At 73.3% G+C, this 17,512-nt stretch carries 13 protein-coding genes and 1 riboswitch; of the genes, 4 read left to right on the top strand and 9 right to left on the bottom strand.

What is annotated here, in order from left to right; all coding sequences use genetic code 11:
- Positions 1 to 64: 64 nt before the first annotated feature.
- The 5 genes from eno to AB0C99_RS22460 form a co-directional block, all read right to left on the bottom strand.
- A complete protein-coding gene (eno, locus tag AB0C99_RS22440) occupies positions 65 to 1,351 on the bottom strand; it encodes a phosphopyruvate hydratase (RefSeq protein ID WP_362477671.1) in 1,287 nt (428 codons plus the stop codon).
- 263 nt (positions 1,352 to 1,614) lie between these two features.
- On the bottom strand, positions 1,615 to 2,352 hold the full coding sequence (locus tag AB0C99_RS22445) for a transglycosylase family protein (protein WP_362477674.1): 738 nt from the start codon (positions 2,350 to 2,352) through the stop codon (positions 1,615 to 1,617).
- A 3-nt stretch (positions 2,353 to 2,355) separates the two neighbouring features.
- Positions 2,356 to 2,529, bottom strand: a riboswitch (cyclic di-AMP (ydaO/yuaA leader).
- Between the two features lie 257 nt (positions 2,530 to 2,786).
- Positions 2,787 to 3,848 carry a transglycosylase family protein gene (locus AB0C99_RS22450; protein ID WP_362477677.1) on the bottom strand — a complete coding sequence of 354 codons (1,062 nt, stop codon included), beginning with the start codon at positions 3,846 to 3,848 and terminating at the stop codon, positions 2,787 to 2,789.
- Positions 3,849 to 4,020: 172 nt separating this feature from the next.
- Positions 4,021 to 5,277, bottom strand: coding sequence for a cytochrome P450 (locus tag AB0C99_RS22455; RefSeq protein ID WP_362477680.1), 1,257 nt, complete (start codon positions 5,275 to 5,277; stop codon positions 4,021 to 4,023).
- Positions 5,278 to 5,312: 35 nt separating this feature from the next.
- Positions 5,313 to 8,969, bottom strand: coding sequence for a LamG-like jellyroll fold domain-containing protein (locus tag AB0C99_RS22460; RefSeq protein ID WP_362477683.1), 3,657 nt, complete (start codon positions 8,967 to 8,969; stop codon positions 5,313 to 5,315).
- Between the two features lie 101 nt (positions 8,970 to 9,070).
- Here AB0C99_RS22460 and AB0C99_RS22465 point away from each other — a divergent pair, with 101 nt between their 5' ends.
- Positions 9,071 to 10,282 carry a globin domain-containing protein gene (locus AB0C99_RS22465; RefSeq protein WP_362477685.1) on the top strand — a complete coding sequence of 404 codons (1,212 nt, stop codon included), beginning with the start codon at positions 9,071 to 9,073 and terminating at the stop codon, positions 10,280 to 10,282.
- Positions 10,283 to 10,296: 14 nt separating this feature from the next.
- On the opposite strand, the gene AB0C99_RS22470 is transcribed toward AB0C99_RS22465, so the two are convergent.
- The 4 genes from AB0C99_RS22470 to AB0C99_RS22485 all read right to left on the bottom strand — a co-directional run bounded on the left by AB0C99_RS22470 (position 10,297) and on the right by AB0C99_RS22485 (position 13,414).
- On the bottom strand, positions 10,297 to 11,271 hold the full coding sequence (locus AB0C99_RS22470) for a nucleoside triphosphate pyrophosphohydrolase (RefSeq protein WP_362477688.1): 975 nt from the start codon (positions 11,269 to 11,271) through the stop codon (positions 10,297 to 10,299).
- 26 nt (positions 11,272 to 11,297) lie between these two features.
- Positions 11,298 to 11,936, bottom strand: coding sequence for a SurA N-terminal domain-containing protein (locus AB0C99_RS22475; RefSeq protein WP_362477691.1), 639 nt, complete (start codon positions 11,934 to 11,936; stop codon positions 11,298 to 11,300).
- Positions 11,937 to 12,017: 81 nt separating this feature from the next.
- A complete protein-coding gene (locus AB0C99_RS22480) occupies positions 12,018 to 12,434 on the bottom strand; it encodes a GtrA family protein (RefSeq protein WP_362477694.1) in 417 nt (138 codons plus the stop codon).
- Positions 12,431 to 13,414, bottom strand: a complete 984-nt coding sequence (locus AB0C99_RS22485) for a glycosyltransferase family 2 protein (RefSeq protein WP_362477696.1) — start codon at positions 13,412 to 13,414, stop codon at positions 12,431 to 12,433. The genes AB0C99_RS22480 and AB0C99_RS22485 overlap by 4 nt, the downstream gene beginning before the upstream one ends.
- Before the next feature lie 136 nt (positions 13,415 to 13,550).
- On the opposite strand from AB0C99_RS22485, the gene AB0C99_RS22490 reads away from it, so the two are divergent.
- The 3 genes from AB0C99_RS22490 to AB0C99_RS22500 all read left to right on the top strand — a co-directional run bounded on the left by AB0C99_RS22490 (position 13,551) and on the right by AB0C99_RS22500 (position 17,429).
- Positions 13,551 to 15,890, top strand: coding sequence for a YfhO family protein (locus AB0C99_RS22490; RefSeq protein ID WP_362477699.1), 2,340 nt, complete (start codon positions 13,551 to 13,553; stop codon positions 15,888 to 15,890).
- A 26-nt stretch (positions 15,891 to 15,916) separates the two neighbouring features.
- Entirely contained in the window at positions 15,917 to 16,615 is a 699-nt protein-coding gene (locus tag AB0C99_RS22495) for a hypothetical protein (protein ID WP_362477702.1), read from the top strand.
- A gap of 163 nt (positions 16,616 to 16,778) precedes the next feature.
- The gene (locus tag AB0C99_RS22500; protein ID WP_362477705.1) at positions 16,779 to 17,429 is read left to right on the top strand and encodes a dihydrofolate reductase family protein; all 651 of its coding nucleotides are present in this window, start codon (positions 16,779 to 16,781) and stop codon (positions 17,427 to 17,429) included.
- Positions 17,430 to 17,512 lie beyond the last annotated feature (83 nt).

Here is a 17,512-nt window from a genome sequence, read left to right on the forward strand (position 1 = left end):
CGTCCCCGCACACGGTACGGGACCGAGTGCGGGGACGTACGGAAGCGCCTTGCGGCAGGTGTTGTCAGCCCTTGAAGCGCGGGAAGGCGCTGCGGCCGGCGTAGACCGCGGCGTCGTCGAGGATCTCCTCGATGCGCAGCAGCTGGTTGTACTTGGCGACGCGCTCGGAGCGGGCCGGGGCGCCGGTCTTGATCTGGCCGCAGTTGGTGGCGACGGCCAGGTCGGCGATGGTGACGTCCTCGGTCTCGCCGGAGCGGTGCGACATCATGCACTTGAAGCCGCTGCGCTGGGCGAGCTCGACGGCGTCGAGGGTCTCGGTCAGCGAGCCGATCTGGTTGACCTTGACCAGGAGGGCGTTCGCGGAGCCCTCCTCGATGCCGCGGGCGAGGCGCTCGGGGTTGGTGACGAAGAGGTCGTCGCCGACGAGCTGCACCTTGGCGCCGAGCTTGTCGGTGATGACCTTCCAGCCGGCCCAGTCGTCCTCGAACAGCGGGTCCTCGATGGAGACCAGCGGGTACGCGGCGACGAGCTCCTCGTAGTACTCGGTCATCTCGGCGGCCGAGCGGGACTTGCCCTCGAACTCGTACTTGCCGTCCTTGTAGAACTCGGAGGCGGCGCAGTCGAGCGCGAGCGCGATGTCCTTGCCGGGGACGTAGCCGGCCTGCTTGATGGCCTCGAGGATGAGGTCGAGCGCGGCGCGGTTGGAGTCCAGGTTCGGGGCGAAGCCGCCCTCGTCGCCGAGACCGGTGGAGAGGCCCTTGGTCTTCAGGACGGACTTGAGGGTGTGGTAGACCTCGGTGCCCCAGCGCAGCGCCTCGGAGAAGGACTCCGCGCCGATCGGGGCGATCATGAACTCCTGGATGTCCACGTTGGAGTCGGCGTGCGACCCACCGTTGAGGATGTTCATCATCGGAACGGGCAGCAGGTGCGCGTTCGGGCCGCCCAGGTAGCGGAAGAGCGGCAGGTCGGACGCCTCGGAGGCGGCGTGCGCGACGGCGAGGGAGACGCCGAGGATGGCGTTGGCGCCGAGCGAGGACTTGTCCGGGGTGGCGTCCAGGTCGAACATGGCCTGGTCGATCAGGCGCTGCTCGGTGGCGTCGTAGCCGACGAGCTCCGGGCCGATCTGCTCGATGACCGCGAGGACGGCCTTCTCGACACCCTTGCCCTGGTAACGGTTGGGGTCGCCGTCACGGAGCTCAAGGGCCTCGAAGGCACCGGTGGAGGCACCGGACGGAACGGCAGCACGGCCGGTGCTGCCGTCGTCGAGGCCGACCTCGACCTCGACCGTGGGGTTGCCTCGGGAGTCCAGGATTTCCCGGGCTACGACGACGTCGATGGACGGCACGAGCATCTCCTTCTGGGATGTGACGCTGGGTGTGACGCGGTGGTGCAAGGTCTCGTTTCGCCTTGCGACAAGAGCCTAACCGGCTCTGGCGCTCCGGCCAGCCGGACGCCCGCCCCCTGGGACGAAAAAGGTCCCAACGGCACTCATCTAGGGACGAAAGACCCCTTACTACTCACCGGTAAGGGCCTGGGACGGGGAAACCCCGGACCGGAGCGCACGGGGGAAGGGCGCTCCGGACCGGGGTGGTCACCGCGGGTGGGTCGTCAGGCTCACTTCAGGTGGAGCTGCTGGCCCGGGTAGATCAGGTCGGCGTTCTCGACGACGCCCTTGTTGAGCTCGAAGAGCTTGGCCCAGCCGCCCTTGACGCCGTGCGCCTGGGCGATCTTGCTGAGGGTGTCGCCGGCGACGACCTTGTACTCGCCGTCGCCCTTCTTGACCGTCTTGCCGGTGGGCGTGGTGACGGTCTTCTTGGACTCGGTCTTCTTCTGCGCGGGCTTCGGCGCCTGGCGCTGCTCGCTGCGGGTCGTCGGCTGCTCGGTGGAGCGCTTCGACGACGACGAGGAGGAAGAAGAGGAAGAAGAGGAGGAGGACGAGCTGGAGGAGCCCGTCGACGCGGAGCCGCCGTTGTACGAGGCGTTGGAGAGGCCCACGCCGCAGCTCGGCCACGCGCCCTTGCCCTGGCCCGCGAGGACCTTCTCGGCGATGGCGATCTGCTGGGACTTCGACGCCTGGTTGGCGGTCGAGGCGTAGGCGGTGCCGCCGTACGCGGCCCAGGTGGAGGCCGAGAACTGCAGGCCGCCGTAGTAGCCGTTGCCGGTGTTGATGGACCAGTTGCCGCCGGACTCGCACTGGGCGACGCGGTCCCACTCGGAGGCGGTGGCGGCCGAGGCGGTGCCCGCGGTCATCAGCGGGGCGGCGACGGCGACACCGGTGACGCCGACGAGCGTGGCGACGCGGGTGGCCTTGGAGGGGCGGCGGTGCTTGCCCTTGTTGCCGGAAAACAGCATGGGAATTCTCCTCACCGACGCCTACGAGGTGAGCTGTCGGGTTCGGGCGAGTGAGTTGCCCGGCCGCGTGTCCTTGCACGCGGCTTCACCCCAAGCCGGTCGTCGGCCGTCTGTCTCAACGGCCGGGGCCGGCACTTACCTTGGGTCCCCCGCTCCTGCCTTCGGCGCTTGACAGCGACGACTTCCCGTCGGTCGGCGGCAGGATTCGGCGTACCGGTCGACGGGGCCCGCGGTGGCGAGCGGTGATGACCGTAGACATAGACCCGGCGGAAGTTCAAAGACCATCAACCCGGTGAAATCGCCCCTACTTGCTCCCCGGTGCGGGGTGTTTTCGCAGGTGAGGGGCGACCTCAGCAAAGTTTGCGGACGTGACACGCCAGTTCGGCAAGAGAGACCCATGTCTCACTTACTCATAACGGACATTCAGGTACGGACTACTCCGCCGCCGCCGTCTTTCCAGGCGTCAACTCAAGGCTCTGACCAGGGAGGATGAGGTCCGGGTCGGCGCCGACCGTCTTCTTGTTGGCGTCGTAGAGGGCGGTCCAGCCGCCGGGCAGCGCGTTCTCCTGTGCGATGTCCGACAGACTGTCACCCGGCCTGACGGTGTATTCGTCAACCTTGGGCGCATTGCCGGAATTGACCGTCTTGCTCCCCGCGACGGCGCTCTCCGCGCCCTGGCCGCCGACGGCCGTACCGTCCGTCGATCCGTCAGCCGGGGCCGCGTGGCGCCCGGATTCGGGCGTCACGTCCGTATTGCCCGATTCCTCCGAGGCGGCGTCACCCCGGTGCTTGCCGGAGCCGGGGGTGGCCGGATCCGTCGGGTCGGCCGTGCCCGGGGTGCCCGGGGTCACGGGGGTGCCGGTCGGGTCCGGCGTACCGGTCGGGTCCGGCGTGCCCGGCGTGCCGGTCGGGTCCGGGGTCGCCGAGCCGTCGGGGGTGCCCGGGGTCGCCGGCGGGGTCGTGGTGCCCCCCGAGGGCGTGGCCGGGGTCACCGGGGAGGCCGGGGTGGTGGTGCTGCCCCCGGAGCCGGCCGGGGTGCCGTCGGTCCGGTTGGACTCGGCGACCGGTCCGGTGGAGCTCTTCGGCTTGGCGGCGGGCCCGGGGTTCACGGCGGGCTTGCGGCCGTCCTTCGTCAGGCCCGCGATCGGCGCGCAGGTGTCCCACTGGGGGTCGCCCGCGGCGAAGGCGCGGTCCGCGATCGCGATCTGCTGCGCGCGGCTGGCGAGGTCGGCGCTCGGCGCGTAGGCGAGACCGCCGTGCCGCTCCCAGCCCTCCTGGGTGAACTGGAGGCCGCCGTAGAGCCCGTTGCCGAAGTTGGCGCTCCACGCGCCGCCCGACTCGCACTCGGCGACCCGGTCCCAGGTCGGGGCGTCCGCGGCGGCGGCGGAGCCGGCCGCGAGCAGCGGCAGGGCGATGGCCGAGCCGGTGACACCCGCCGCGACGACGATGGCGGGGGCCTGACGGGGTCTGCGGTGTCGTCCGTTCCCGGAGCGCATACGGACTGCCTTTCGCGTGACTGCTGAGACTGCCGGTGAACGTAGCGGCATTCGAACGTGAGTCACAAGTCGATGCAGCGGAGATCACGCGAAGATCACATTCCTGACGGTCCGTCAGAAAGCTTGCCGGGAAGCCCACCGGAAAGCCCGTCGGGAAGGACCGCCCCGGGGCTCAGTCCCGCGCGGCTTTGTGGGAAGCGCTGAACTCCACCGGAAGCGTGCGCAGGCCACGCATGATCAGGCCGCCGCGCCACCGCAGTTCCGCCGGATCGGCCCCAAGTCGCAGGTCCGGCAGGCGAGTCAGCAGCGTCGCCAGCGCCGTCTGCCCTTCGAGGCGGGCCAGCGGCGCCCCCAGGCAGTAGTGGATGCCGTGCCCGTAGCCGAGGTGCTGGTTGTCGCGGCGCGCCAGATCCAGCGTGTCCGGCTCCTCGAAGCGCGCCGGGTCGCGGTCGGCGGCGGCCAGCACCACCAGGACCGGGTCGCCCGCCGGGATCTCCTGGCCGCCCAGGGTCAGCGCCTCGGTGGCGAACCGCCAGGTCGCCATCTCGACCGGCCCGTCGTAGCGCAGCAGCTCCTCGATGCCCGTCTCCAGGAGCCCGGTCTCCCCCGCCGCGAGCGACTCCTGGAGCCGCGCCCGCTCCCCCGGCTCGCGCAGCAGCGCGTACACGCCGTTGCCGATGAGGTTGACGGTGGTCTCGAAGCCCGCGAAGAGAAGGATGAAGGCCATCGCGGCGGCCTCGTTCTCGGTGAGGTGCTCGCCGTGGTCGGACGCCTTGATGAGCCCCGAGATCAGGTCGTCGCCCGGGTCCGCGCGCTTCTTGTGGATGAGCTCCAGCAGATAGCCGCGCATCTTCTTCACCGAGCGGGCCACCCCGCCGCGCGGCCCGCCGCCGTGCCGGATCATCATCCCGGCCCAGTCCCGGAAGTCGTCCTGGTCCTCCTCGGGCACGCCGAGCAGGTCGCAGATGGCGTAGATGGGGAGCGGGAAGGCGAACTCGTGGATGAGGTCCGCGCTCCCCCTCTCCGCGAAGCCGTCGATGAGGCGGTCGGTGAGCTCCTGCACCCGGGGCGCGAACTCCGCGACCCGGCGGGGGGTGAACGCCTTCGACACCAGCCGCCGCAGCCGGGTGTGGTCCGGCGGGTCGATGTTGAGCAGGTGGGTCATCAGCTCGGCCTTGCGCTCGCCGGGGATGCCCGTCTTGCCCTTGGCGTGCGCCGGCTCGTCGTGGTGCGCCGGGTTCTTCGACAGCCGCTGGTCGGCCAGCGCCTGCCGGGCGTCGGCGTACCGGGTCACCAGCCATGCCTCCACGCCGCTGGGCAGCGTCGCCCGGTGCACCGGCGCGTGCTCGCGCAGCCAGGCGTACGCGGGGTACGGATCGGTGGCGAACTCCCAGGTGAAGAGCTCGGGGGCGGCGGGTCGGTCGGACATGGTCCCGACACTAACCCGCCGCCCCCAAGGCTCCGTCACAGCCGGGCGTACACCCCCTTCGCGGTCAGCCGGTCGAAGGCGAGCCGGACCGCGGTGGCGCCGCCGTCCGGCAGCGGCCCGGTCACGGTGGTGATCTCCGTGTCCGACAGGGCCCGCCGGACCAGCGTGAACTCGTCCAGCGCGCCGGTCAGCCGGTCCTTGTCCGCCCCGGTGCTGTCGGGGCGCCCGCCGAGCCGGAGGCCGCGCACGTCGAAGCCGTCCTCGACGGTCAGCGAGCCGGCGACGGGGCCGCTCGCCACGGCGGTCAGCGCGGTGCCGTCGCCGACCGACAGGGTCAGCGTCCCGCCCTGGCGGCGCAGCACCACGTGCCGCCAGGTGTCGTCGCCGAAGACCGTCCCGGCCGGGGCGACGGCCTCCAGGCTGGTGATGCCCCGGTCGGTCTGGACGTGCGCGACGACCTTGTTCTCCTGGGACATCGCGCGGATCCACAGCTGGCGTTCGGCGGTGCCGACCCCGTACGCCCAGGCGAGCACCGGGCTGGTGTTGGCGGACTGCCGGAAGCGCACCCAGGTGGCCAGGGTGAAGTCGCCCGCGCCGAGCGCCCGGTCCTCGCCGTACGGGAGGTCGACGGCGCCGGTCGTCCCGTCCAGGACGAGGGAGCGGCCGAACTTGGCGCCGGTGTCGGTGACGGTGCCGCCGGCCCGGACGACGCCGTGGCCGCAGTGGCGTGAGCTGTCGGGGGTGGCGCGGGCGGCCGGGTCGTCGGCGGGGCGGGCCACCAGGTGCTGCTCGGTGTGGCCGCCCTCCATGGTCCACCACACGTGCGGGTCGCGCGGGGCGCTCGATCCGCCGACGGCCGTGTTGTACAGGCCCGTCTCCTCGGCGGCCGTCAGGGCCCGCTTGTAGTAGCGGAAGTCGTCGAGCTCGCCGGTGAGGACGTCGGTGCCGGTGGACTTGGAGCCGACCCGCAGGCCCTCGGGCGCGGCGATGCCGTCGGTGAAGGAGCCCGTCAGGCCCTCGGCGGTGGCGGGGGTGCCGTTGTCGACGCGGAGGCTGACGACGGTCGCCTCGGTGTCGGTCGGCTGGGCCTTGCGCCGGGTCAGCGTGAGCAGGTGCCAGGCGTTGTCCCCGAAGGCGGACCGCCCGGCCTGGGTGTCGATCACGTCGAGCGGGACCGAGGCGCCCGGTGTCTCCAGGCGCGCGGTCAGCCGGTCGGCGGAGGGCTTGGCCCGCACCCACAGCGAGGGCTTGCCGGAGGTGGAGCCGTAGGCCCAGAGCAGCGCCGCGTCCTGGGGGCTGGCCGTGGCGTCGTAGCGGAACCAGAGGGCGAAGGTGAACTCCCCGGCGCCGTTGTCGACGGCGGGGACGTAGGGCACCTCGACACCGGGCAGGTCCGGGCCGACCTTGAGGGCGCCCGCGCCGATGCGGCCCTTGACGACCGCGGACTCGGTGCTGGTGGTGCCGAGGACGGTGCCGTCGGCGCAGTGGCCGGAGACGTCGTCCTGGATCCGGGTGTTCACCAGGGGCACCGGGTCGGCGGTGTCGATCACCTCGAAGGGCAGGTGGGCCCGGAGCGCGGCCGGGGCCACGTCCTCGGGCCGCGCCCCGCGCAGCGCGTCCCGCTCCCCGGCGGTCAGCGCCGTCCCGTACAGCCGGAACTCGTCGAGGGTGCCGGTGAAGCCGTCGTTGGGGTCGGTGCCGGGCTTGTCCCCGAGCCGGATGCCGGAGGGGTCGTCGGTACGGGCCGGGGCGAGGCGTCCGAGGTCGGTGCCGGTGGCCTGGGCGGCGAGTCCGTCGACCGCGACGGTGACGGTGCCGCCCTGCCGGGTGAGCGTGAGGTGGTGCCACTGGCCGTCGCCGAAGGCCCGCGCGGTCGGGTGCGCGGGCGCCTTCAGGGTGAGCGTGACGTGCCGTCCGCTGTCGCCCTCGACCCGGGCCATGACCTGGTCGTCCTTGGGCTGGACCCGGACCCACACCTGCGGCCGGGGGTCGCCGACGCCGTAGGCCCACAGCAGGGTCTGCTGCGGGGTGGCGGCGGTGGCGTCGTAGCGGAAGAAGAGGGAGTACGTGACGTCCCCGGCGCCCGGGTCGAGCCCCGGCGCGTACGGCAGGTCCGCGGATGCGGCGGCGGAGCCGTCCAGGGCGAGGCCCTGACCGAAGCCCCGGGTGCCGAAGCGGGCGCCCGTGCCGAGCGCGGCGCCGGAGCCGAGGAGCGCGTCGTGGGCGTCCGGGGTGGTGTCGGGGCTGGTCCGCCCGGCGTCCGGGGAGGCCGCCGGGAGCGCGGAGCCCTTCGCCGCGAACGTGCCGGGCAGGCCGAGCTCGGCGACGGCGAAGCGGGTGAAGTAGACGTTCTCGGCGGAGAAGGACCGGCCGCCCTCGTGGACCATGCCTATCTCGCCCGCCGACAGCTCGGCCAGGTCGGAGTAGCCGGCCCGGTCGCCGATCGCCGCGGCGACCTGCCCGCCGGGGGCGTCCTGCCAGGTCTCGCCCCGGTCGTCGGACCAGCGGATCCGCATCCCCTGGCGCTGGGTCATGTGCGAGGGCGTGGACATGAGGAGCAGGTCGCCGGGGCGGCCCCGGTAGGTCTGGCGCGGCGCGAGCAGGCCCACCTGGACGTCCGGCCCCTTGAAGCCGCGGGTGAATCCGAGCCTCGGCACCTTCGGGGTGCCGGTGGCGGGGTCGTCGACGGCGACGGCGTGGGTGCGGTGGCCCTCGACCAGGGTGGCGTCGGTGGCGCTGACCCGCACGTCGTAGGGGCTGCGGGCGCTCACGTACACCTGGCCGCCGGGGAGTTCGGCCACGACCGGCTCGCCGGGCTTGGCGACCGGGGTGGCGGCCGTGGTGCCGGGCGGCAGGGCGGGCAGGTCCCCGGCGCGCAGGAAGGAGTTCTCGGTGCCGCCCGCGGCCCAGGTCTCGCCCTTGTCGTCGCTGTAGAGGAAGCCGGCTCGCTGGTCCTCGGCCCCGGCCGCGTCGTCGGCGGTCTCGTAGGCGCCGACGACCAGCCGTCCGGCGTGCGGGCCCTCCTGGAGCTGGATGCCGTGCGAGGGGCCGGTGCCGAACCATTTCCGGCCGTTCGCGGTGAGCCTCGGGATGGCTTTGGGGGCGCCGAAGCTGAGCCCGTCGTCGTCGCTGCGCTGCACCCAGGAGAGGCGGGTGCTGACCGGGGTGGCGGTCTCGGAGTTGGAGAGGAGGAGGACGGCCCCGTCCTTCTCGGCCACCGGCGAGGCGTTGCCGCGTACGTACGGGGCGTCGGGGTCGCTCGCGGTGCCGGTCAGCACGGTCCTGATCGGGGACCAGGTGCGGCCGTCGTTCGTGGAGCGGCGCATCACGACGTCGATGGGCCCGCGGTCCGCGCAGGAGGGCGAGGTGCGGCCCTCGGCGAAGGCGAGCAGGGTGCCCTTGGCGGTCCTGACCAGGGTCGGGATGCGGAAGCAGCCGTAGCCGGCGGTGCCGGAGCGGAAGAGGACCTGCTGGGTGCCGAGCCGCCCGTCGGCGGAGAGCCGGGTGCCGCTCGCCTCGGCGGGCGCGGCGGCGGCGAGGCCGAGCGCGGGGGCGGTGGGGAGGAGGACGGCGAGGGCGGCGAGGGAGACCCGCCAGGCTCCGGGGCGGCGCCCGGGGCCCGCGGCGGGGCGGTGCCCGCCGCTATGTCGCCCGGAGCCGCGATTGCCATGCTCATTACGGAATAGGTTCATGATCGAGAACCTAGGTGCCGCCGGGCGTGGGAAGCGCGGATTCCGCCTCCGTCCCCGAGGTTGTGATCCTCACGTGACGGCCCGTGGCCTAGATTCACCCCGTGGATGCCCAGTTGCTCAGAAGCACGTTCGCCGTCGTCGAGAGACGGGCCGAGCACGCCGTCACCTTCTTCTACTCGCACCTCTTCTGGCACAACCCGGCCATGCGCGAGCTCTTCCCCGAGGACCTGGGCCCCCAGCGCGACCGCCTCTTCGCCGCCCTCACCCATGTGGTGACCCACCTGGAGGAGCCGAGGCTCGCCCGCTACCTGGGCGAACTCGGCCGCGACCACCGCAAGTTCCTCGCCTCGCCCGCCCTCTACACCGCCGTCGGCACCAGCCTGCTCGCCGCCTTCGCCTTCGCCTCCGGCGCCGCCTGGACCGTCGAGGCGGAGAAGGCGTGGACCGAGGCGTACGGGCGGGTCGCCGAGCTCATGCTGGACGGCGCCACCGCCGCCGAGCGGGCGGGCCAGCCCGCCTGGTGGGACGCCGACGTCGTCGGCCACGAGCGCCGCGGCGAGGACCTGGCCCTGCTGACCCTGCGGCCCCGCCGCCCCTACCCGTACCAGGCCGGGCAGTACGCCAGCCTCAGCACGCTCCACCTGCCCCGGGTCTGGCGCACCTACTCCCTCGCCAACGCGCCCCGCCCCGACGGCACCCTCGACCTGCACGTCAGCCGGGTCGCCGGGGGCCGGATGAGCACCGCGCTCACCGAGCGCCTGCGGGTCGGCGAGACCGTCCGGCTCAGCGTCCCCGGCGGCGCGCTCACCGCCCGCACCCCGCCCGGCAAGCCCCGCACCTACATAGCCGCCGGCACCGGCTGGGCCCCCGTCCGCGCCCTCCTGGAGGAGGCCGCCGAGGACGAACCCGAGCTGGAGGGGCGCCTGTTCGTCGTCGCCCGCGCCAAGGAGTACCTGTACGCCAAGCCCGAGGCGGAACGCTTCCGCGCGCTCATACCGGGCCTGTCCGTCACCTACATCACCGCCGCGCCCCGCCGCCCCCGCGACCAGGCCACCGAGCGCTGCGTCCAGGCCCTGCGGGCGGCCGTCCACTGGCCCGCCCACGACGTCTACCTCGCGGGCCCGCCCGGCTTCGTCGCCGAGGCCGCCGAGGAGCTGACCGAACTGGGCGCCGACCCGGCCCGCGTCTTCCACGACACGCTCCCGGCCGTCGGCCGCTTCACCACCCGCCCGAACAGCCACGCGGAGTGGCTCATCGAACCGCCCCCGCTGCACTGGCACAACCCGGAGTCCCGCGCGCCGCGCGAGATCTGAGCGCCCGCCCCGCGCTACGCCCCCGGCACGCCCTCCGCCGCGCGGATCGCGTCCCGGTAGAGCCGGCCCGCCGCCCGCAGCGCCGCCTCCGGGTCGACCCCGGCGGCCTCCGCCCGTACGGCCAGCGCCAGCAGCTCGTAGCCGATGCCGTCGCCCGTCGGCGGGGCCACGTCGAGCCCGGCCGAGCGCACCCGGCCCGCGAGCTTCGCGGCCAGCGCGAGCCCGGGCTGGCCGAGCGGCACCCCGTCGGTCACGGACGCCCGCCGCTTCTCGGCGGCCTTGGTCCGCAGCCAGTGCGCCTCGACCTCCTCGGGCGTCGCGGCGGTCTCGTCGCCGAAGACGTGCGGGTGCCGGTGGACCAGCTTCGCCACGAGCGCCCCGGCCACGTCGTCCACGGAGAACGGCTCCTCCGGGTCCTCCTCCGCGATCCTCGCGTGGAAGACCACCTGGAGCAGCACGTCGCCGAGCTCCTCGCGCAGCGCCTCCCGGTCGCCGTCCTCGATCGCCTCGACGAGCTCGTACGCCTCCTCGATCGCGTACTTCACCAGCCCCTCGTGCGTCTGCCGCGAGGTCCAGGGGCACTCCCGCCTGACCCGGTCCATGACCTGCACGAGGTCGAGCAGCCGGGCGCCGGGCAGGTCGTACGAGCCGGGCAGCAGCTCCAGGTCCGGCATCTCGACCCGGCCGGAGCCCGCCAGCCGCGCGAGGCCGTCGGTCAGCGCCGCGTCCCCCTCGCCCGAGGGCAGCACCAGCACCGTCCGGCCGCCGGCGCACGCCGCCACCAGCTCCTCGGCGCTCGGGCGGACCGTCTCGGCCTCGACCCCCGCCTCGCGCAGATACGGCAGCTGGGGGTGGCCGGGGTCGGGGCACAGCACCCGGTCGGCCGTGCGCAGCGCCTGCCAGGCGGGCCAGGACAGCAGTCCGGGCGCGACGCGGTGGCTGGCGGTGAGCAGGACGATGCGGCCGGGGTCGGGCTTCGGGGCGTTCACCCCTCGAACCTACCCCGGCCCGCGGCTCACTGGGCCGGCTCGGGGGCCTTGCTGATCTGCCGCACCCAGGGCGCGGCGTAGGTGCCGAGCTGGATCTTCTCGTCGTCCCAGCTCCCGAAGCGCGGGTTGACGTCGATCTTCAGCGCCTTGGACGCCTGCGCGAAGGTGTCGCCGAGCTTCTTCTGGCCCTCGGGGCTGTTGGTGATCCCCAGCTTCTCGGCGATCTTGTTCATGAGGACCGAGCGGCGGGCCACGTCGTCGATCTGGTCGGGCGCCACGCCCTGCTGCTGGAGGAGCACGGCCGCCATCTGCTGCTCGCCGCCGCTCTGCCGGGCGAAGTCGGTGCGGGCCCGCTGGATCTCGCCGCGGCTCGCGCTCACCCCGGCGTCGGCGGCGACCCGGTCGACGACCCGGTCGAAGATCATGCCCTGGAGCTTGCGCCGGTTGAGGTCACCGGTCTCCCTGATCAGCTGCGCGGTCTCCGGCGCGGCCTGCTGGGCGGCCCGCACGTCCTCGACCTGCGCCTGGAGACTGGAGACCTCGATCCGCTGGCCGCCGACGACGGCCGCCGCCCCGGGATGGGCGTCGCTGCCGCAGGCGGTCAGCAGAGGGGCCGCGGCGAGCAGGGCGACGGCGGAGACGGAGAGCGCGGTGCGGCGGTGCAAAGGAGCCTCCCGGCGTGGGTCGTGCGTCAGTGGGACGACCGTGCGGTGATCGATGTTAGGCAGTCGCCGTGGCCCGGGCCACTACTTGGAGGCGACTGTTTCGGTCAACGACTCACGCGTTCGGGTGGTGTCGGCCCCCAGCATGATCGTCCGGGAGAGCACGAAGGTGACGGGGATGGCCGCCGCGGCCGCGAGGAGCGGGGCGTAGACGCGGTTCACGGAGAGCAGGTCCACGAGGACGTAGACGCCGGCGGTCGTGATGACGAAGTTGGCGGCGTTGGTGAGCGGGAAGAGCAGGAACTTCCGCCAGGTGGGGCGGGTGCGGTAGGTGAAGTACGAGGTCAGGAAGAAGGAGCCGACCATGGACAGCGCGAAGGCCAGGACGTGCGCGGCCAGGTACGGCAGCCGCAGGCCGAGGAGCAGGTAGAGGCCGTAGTACGTGCCGGTGTTGACGGCGCCGACCAGCGCGAAGCGCACGACCTGCCAGGTCGTCGTCATCGGGGCAGGAGCTCCTCGTCGCGCCGCCCGTCCCGCCGCTCGGCCCGGCGCTGGGCCGGGACGGCGGCGTTGGTGGCCTTGACCAGGAAGTGCGGGCGCCGCTTCACCTCGTAGTAGATGCGCCCCACGTACTCGCCGACCAGCCCGAGCATCACCATCTGCACCCCCGCCAGCGCCGTCACGGTCACGAGCAGCGTGACATAGCCGGGGGTGTCCACCCCGTTCACCAGGGCGACACCGACGATCCAGGCGGCGTACGCGAAGGCCAGCGCGACCAGCGTCATTCCGAGATAGACGGCGGCCCGCAGCGGCTTGTTGTTGAAGGAGATGAGGCCGTCGAGGCCGTAGTTGAGGAGCTTTCCGAAGGTCCATTTCGAACGCCCCTCCTCCCGTACCGCATTCTCGTACGCGAAGGTCGTCGTCCGGAATCCGACCCAGGCGAAGATCCCCTTCGAGAAACGGTTGTATTCGGTCAGTTCGAGAATCGAGTCGACCGTGCGGCGGGAAAGCAGCCGGAAGTCGCCGACGCCGTCCACCAGCTCGACGTCCACCAGCCGGTTGATCGCCCAGTAGTAGGCGCGGGCGGTCAGCGTGCGGGTGACCCGGTCGCCGGTGCGGGTGCGCCGGGCGATGACCTGGTCGTACCCCTCCGCGTACAGCGCCACCATGCGGTGCACGAGCTCCGGCGGGTGCTGGAGGTCCGCGTCCATGATCACGACCGCGTCGCCGCGCGCGTGCTGGAGCCCGGCCAGCATCGCCGCCTCCTTGCCGAAGTTGCGGCTGAAGGAGACGTAGCGCGCCCGGGGGTCGCGGGCGGCGATCTCCTCCAGGAGCGGCAGCGTACGGTCATGGCTTCCGTCGTCCACGTAGACGATCTCGAATTCACCGGCGAGCCCGGAGAGTTCCTTCGTCACATGGTCGTGGAAGCGACCGATGATCTCTTCTTCGTTGAAGCACGGGACCACGATCGAGAGCAGCACGCAGGCCACGACAACGGGTGCGGATGTCGCCGCCGGATTCGAGCGGTGACCGGCAGGCGACCATTGAATGAACTGACCTTCCGGTGCGCCGATTTCACACCTTCGCGCCCGTTCTCGCTGCCATATTCGAAACACGATGAAGATCAGGATCCCGCGGGCCGCCGGACTCGCCGCCCTGCTCACCGTGGCCGCCGTCTGCGCGGGGGACGCGGTCGCGAGCACCTTTCCGTTCGGCCGGCACCGGCGCGCCGTCAACGACCTGGCCAACCAGTTCCTGCCGTTCCACGCGCACCTGTGGGACCTGCTGCACGGCCGCGCGGACGGCGGGCCGCTGCTGAACTGGCAGTCCGGCTGGGGCAGCAGCCTGCTGCCCGACCTCGCCACCTACGTCACCAGCCCCTTCGCCCCGCTCGTCGCCCTCTTCCCGCGCGCGGACCTCGCCTACGCGCTCTACGGGATCACCGTCCTGAAGACGGCGTGCGCGGCGGCGGCGATGGCCTGGACGCTGCGGCGGCTGCGCCCCGGCCCCTGGTGGGCAGCGGGCCTGCTGGGCGCCGCGTACGCGCTGTGCGGCTGGGCGCTGCTGGAAGCCGTCTACAACCCCATGTGGATGGACGGCCTGATCGCCTTCCCGCTGCTGTGCCTGGTGGGCGTGTGGGTACGGGAGGGGCGCCGGCCGCTCCTCGGCGTCCTGGTCGTCGCCGTCTGCTGGACGGCGAACTTCTACACCGCGTACATGGCGACGCTCGGCGCCGCCCTCGTCCTGCTGGTCGCCGCCCCGCCCTGGCGCGTCCTGCTGCGCGGCGCGGCGACCGTCCTGCTGGGCGCCGGCCTGACCGCCCCCCTGCTGCTGCCGGTCTTCCTGGGCACCCGGTACGCCTACCCGGGCGTCGTCCGGGACTTCGCGGCGGCGGACGGCGCGGACCTGGCGGCGCGGCTGCTGCCGGCGACGTACTCCTTCTCGACCCCGGCGCTGTTCGTCTTCACCGCCGTCCCGGTCCTCGCCGCCGTGCCGCTGTTCCGCGCGGGACGCGGCGACCGGCGCTGGCCGCTGCTCGCGGCGGGCGTGCTGCTCTCCTTCCAGTGGGCCCCGACGCACCTGGTGTGGCACGCCTTCGCCACCCCGAACGGCAGCCCGTACCGGCAGACCTTCGTCCTGACCGGGATCCTGGTGATCGCCGCCTGGCACGCCGTCGCCGACGGCTTCCCCGGGCGCCGGGCGCTGCTCGGCGGGACGGCGCTCGTCGGGGCCCTCGCCCTGCCCGCGCTGGGCAGCGCGCAGGCGACCGGCTGGGGCTGGGCGCTGTTCGCGGCGGGCCTGGCGGCGCCCTTCGTGCCGCGCCGGGGCCGGTACGCCGCCCCCGTCCTGGCCGTCTCGCTGGCCGCCGTCCTCGTCGCGCAGGCCGCCGCGACCACGGCGTGGGGCGACAAGGAGCGGCTGGCCCGGCTCGACGACTACCCGGCGTGGAGCGCGGCCGACACCCGCCGGGCGGCGGCGCTCGCGGAGGCCGACGGCTGGCCCGCGTACCGCACGGACTCGGGCCGCCCGCAGGTCACCGGGAACGAGCCGATGGCGCTCGGCGGCCAGGGCGCCGCCTATTACAGCAGTCTCACCTCAAACACCCTCACGGAGACCCTGCGCGCGCTCGGCGGCGGCTGGACCTCCCGGGGCCGCAACCTCCAGAGCCTCGACAACCCAGTGACGGACGCCCTGTTCGCGGTCGGCGCGCGCTGGCGGGACGGCGCCGTGGTCCGTACGGGCCCGGCGGCGCCGCTCGTGACGGTGCGGCCCCCGGGCCCGCCGCCCCGCTACGGCGCCTCCCCCTTCCGCAACCAGGAACTCCTCCTGGGCGCCCGCGTCTACGAGCCCCCGGCCCCCGGCGGGGCCTGCCGCGCGGGCACGGAGACCTTCGTGTGGGCCCCGGACTTCACCGGCACGGCCCGGCTCGGCGCCCGTACGGTGAAGCTGCGCGGGCAGCTCCCCAAGTGGCGGGCCGCGCTGGCCTCCCTGGGCACCCCCGAGCGCCCCGCCGCGCCGGTCCTGGCGGGCCAGGGGCACCGGGGCGAGGTCGCCTGCCTGGACCACGCCCGCCTGGACGCGGCCGTGGCGGCCCTCCGCTCCGCCGTCCCGGCGACGACCACGGTCACGCCGGACGGCTTCCGCGTCACCCTGGCCCCCGGCACCCGGGGCACCGTCGTCCTGGCCGCCCCCCGCATCCCCGGCTGGCACTGCGAGGGCCGCCCGGCCGACGCGTACGGCGGCCTGGTCGCCACCCCCGCCACTGGCCGCACCTCGGTGACCTGCGCCTTCCGCCCCCCGGGCCTCCGCGCGGGCCTGGCGGCGGGCGGGGCGGCGGCGCTGCTGCTGGCGGGGTGGGTGGTGTGGGGTGCGTGGGGGAGGCGGCGAACGGGGCGTCCGATGCCGTCGCAAGGGGACCCAATGGAGACCAACTCCCCCTACCATGCTCTGACTTGACGTCAACTCGGGGGAGGATGACAGGTGTGACGATCGAGGGCGTGGTACTGATCGTCTTGGCCGTCTGGGCGCTGCGCGCGCTGTTCGTGTGGACCCGGGGGCGAGTGCACCGATGGAGGCTCCCGGAGCCGTCGCTGGCACCGGGCCGGCTGGAGATGTCGCAGGGGCTGGCATTCCGCGCCGTCTGCCGCCTGGCCCGCAATCCGGGACCGCCCGTGAACATGCGCTACTACTTCATCGAGCAGGACTGGAACCGCGCGGACGCCATGCTGGTCCTTTCCGAGGCCCTCAAGCACGACCTGATCAGGGTCAGGGGCTGGCGCTTCGGCAGCTACAGCGTGACGCGCAAGGGCTGGGCCGAGTATCAGAGCAAGTTCATCTGGACGGGAGGCGAAGGCGTGAACATCTCTTCGAGCTCCGGCGGATTCGTCGTGGCGAACGTCGGCGGCCACGGGTCGGTCGTCCACGGCGGCTACGGGAACCAGACCAACGTGGGGGCCCAGGTCTCCCACCAGCAGCTCATCGAGGCGCTGCGCGCGGACGCGGAGACGGCGACACCAGACGAGGCGGTGCGGGCCCGCGAGTACGCCGACGACCTGGCCTCGGCCGTGGAGGGCCAGGACCAGGACCGGACGGCCCGCGTCCTGGGACGGATCAACACGCTCCTGACCACCGCCTCGGCCGCGTTCACGCTGACCCGCCAGTTCCTGCCGCCGGGTTCGTAGCACCTGTCGATTCCGGCGCGTCCCGTTCGACGTCCTGGTGTGGGGCACCGCCCCGCATCAGGATGCGACGGGATCCGGGGAGAGCCGCCGGACCCGACGAGGTCGACGGGATCCGCCGGACCACCCGGCGACCCGACGACCGGATCGACGGAGGTAGAGGCACATGGGACAGCTGCTGCGCGTCATGAACTTCAACGTGTCGAGGGACGGGATCGGGGCGGGCCCGGACGGGCTCCAGTCCCTGGAGGCCCCCTTCGGCCTCCCGAACCCCGAGCGCCTGTTCTCCTGGGCCGGCGCCACCGCGAGCTGGCCGATGCGGGCGGACGCGGGCGGGACCCGGGGGCTCGACGACTACTTCACCCGTGACTTCGCGCGGAACATCGGCGCCGAGATCATGGGCCGCAACAAGTTCGGCCCCCAGCGCGGGCCGTGGCAGGACCACGAGTGGCAGGGCTGGTGGGGCGAGGAGCCGCCGTTCCACACGCCGGTGTTCGTGCTGACCCACCACGAGCGCCCCTCGATCACCCTCGGCGAGACCACGTTCCACTTCGTGGGCGGCGACCCGGCCGACGTCCTCGACCAGGCCCGGAAGGCCGCCGAGGGCCAGGACGTACGGCTCGGCGGCGGGGTGTCGACGGTCCGGGAGTTCCTGGACGCGGACCTGGTCGACACGCTGCACATCGCGGTGGCCCCGCTGGAGCTGGGCACGGGCATCCGGCTGTGGGACTCGCCGGAGGACCTCCTCGACCGCTTCCACCTGGAGGTCGTGCCGAGCGTGAGCGGCGTGGTGCACCACCTGTTCTGGCGCCGCTGACCCACCGGGCGGGCGCGGACGCCGCGCCGCCGAACAGCAGCGTGAGCCCCACCGCACCGGCGAGGACCGCGCCGAGCGCCCGC

It is taken from the genome of Streptomyces sp. NPDC048659 (assembly GCF_040650575.1).
GTDB lineage: Bacteria > Actinomycetota > Actinomycetes > Streptomycetales > Streptomycetaceae > Streptomyces.

Bases quoted from the DNA above. Each gene is read 5' to 3' on its own strand.
- eno (WP_362477671.1), bottom strand. From the start codon at position 1,351: ATGCTCGTGCCGTCCATCGACGTCGTCGTAGCCCGGGAAATCCTGGAC.
- AB0C99_RS22445 (WP_362477674.1), bottom strand. From the start codon at position 2,352: ATGCTGTTTTCCGGCAACAAGGGCAAGCACCGCCGCCCCTCCAAGGCC.
- AB0C99_RS22450 (WP_362477677.1), bottom strand. From the start codon at position 3,848: ATGCGCTCCGGGAACGGACGACACCGCAGACCCCGTCAGGCCCCCGCC.
- AB0C99_RS22455 (WP_362477680.1), bottom strand. From the start codon at position 5,277: ATGTCCGACCGACCCGCCGCCCCCGAGCTCTTCACCTGGGAGTTCGCC.
- AB0C99_RS22460 (WP_362477683.1), bottom strand. From the start codon at position 8,969: ATGAACCTATTCCGTAATGAGCATGGCAATCGCGGCTCCGGGCGACAT.
- AB0C99_RS22480 (WP_362477694.1), bottom strand. From the start codon at position 12,434: ATGACGACGACCTGGCAGGTCGTGCGCTTCGCGCTGGTCGGCGCCGTC.
- AB0C99_RS22490 (WP_362477699.1), top strand. From the start codon at position 13,551: ATGAAGATCAGGATCCCGCGGGCCGCCGGACTCGCCGCCCTGCTCACC.
- AB0C99_RS22500 (WP_362477705.1), top strand. From the start codon at position 16,779: ATGGGACAGCTGCTGCGCGTCATGAACTTCAACGTGTCGAGGGACGGG.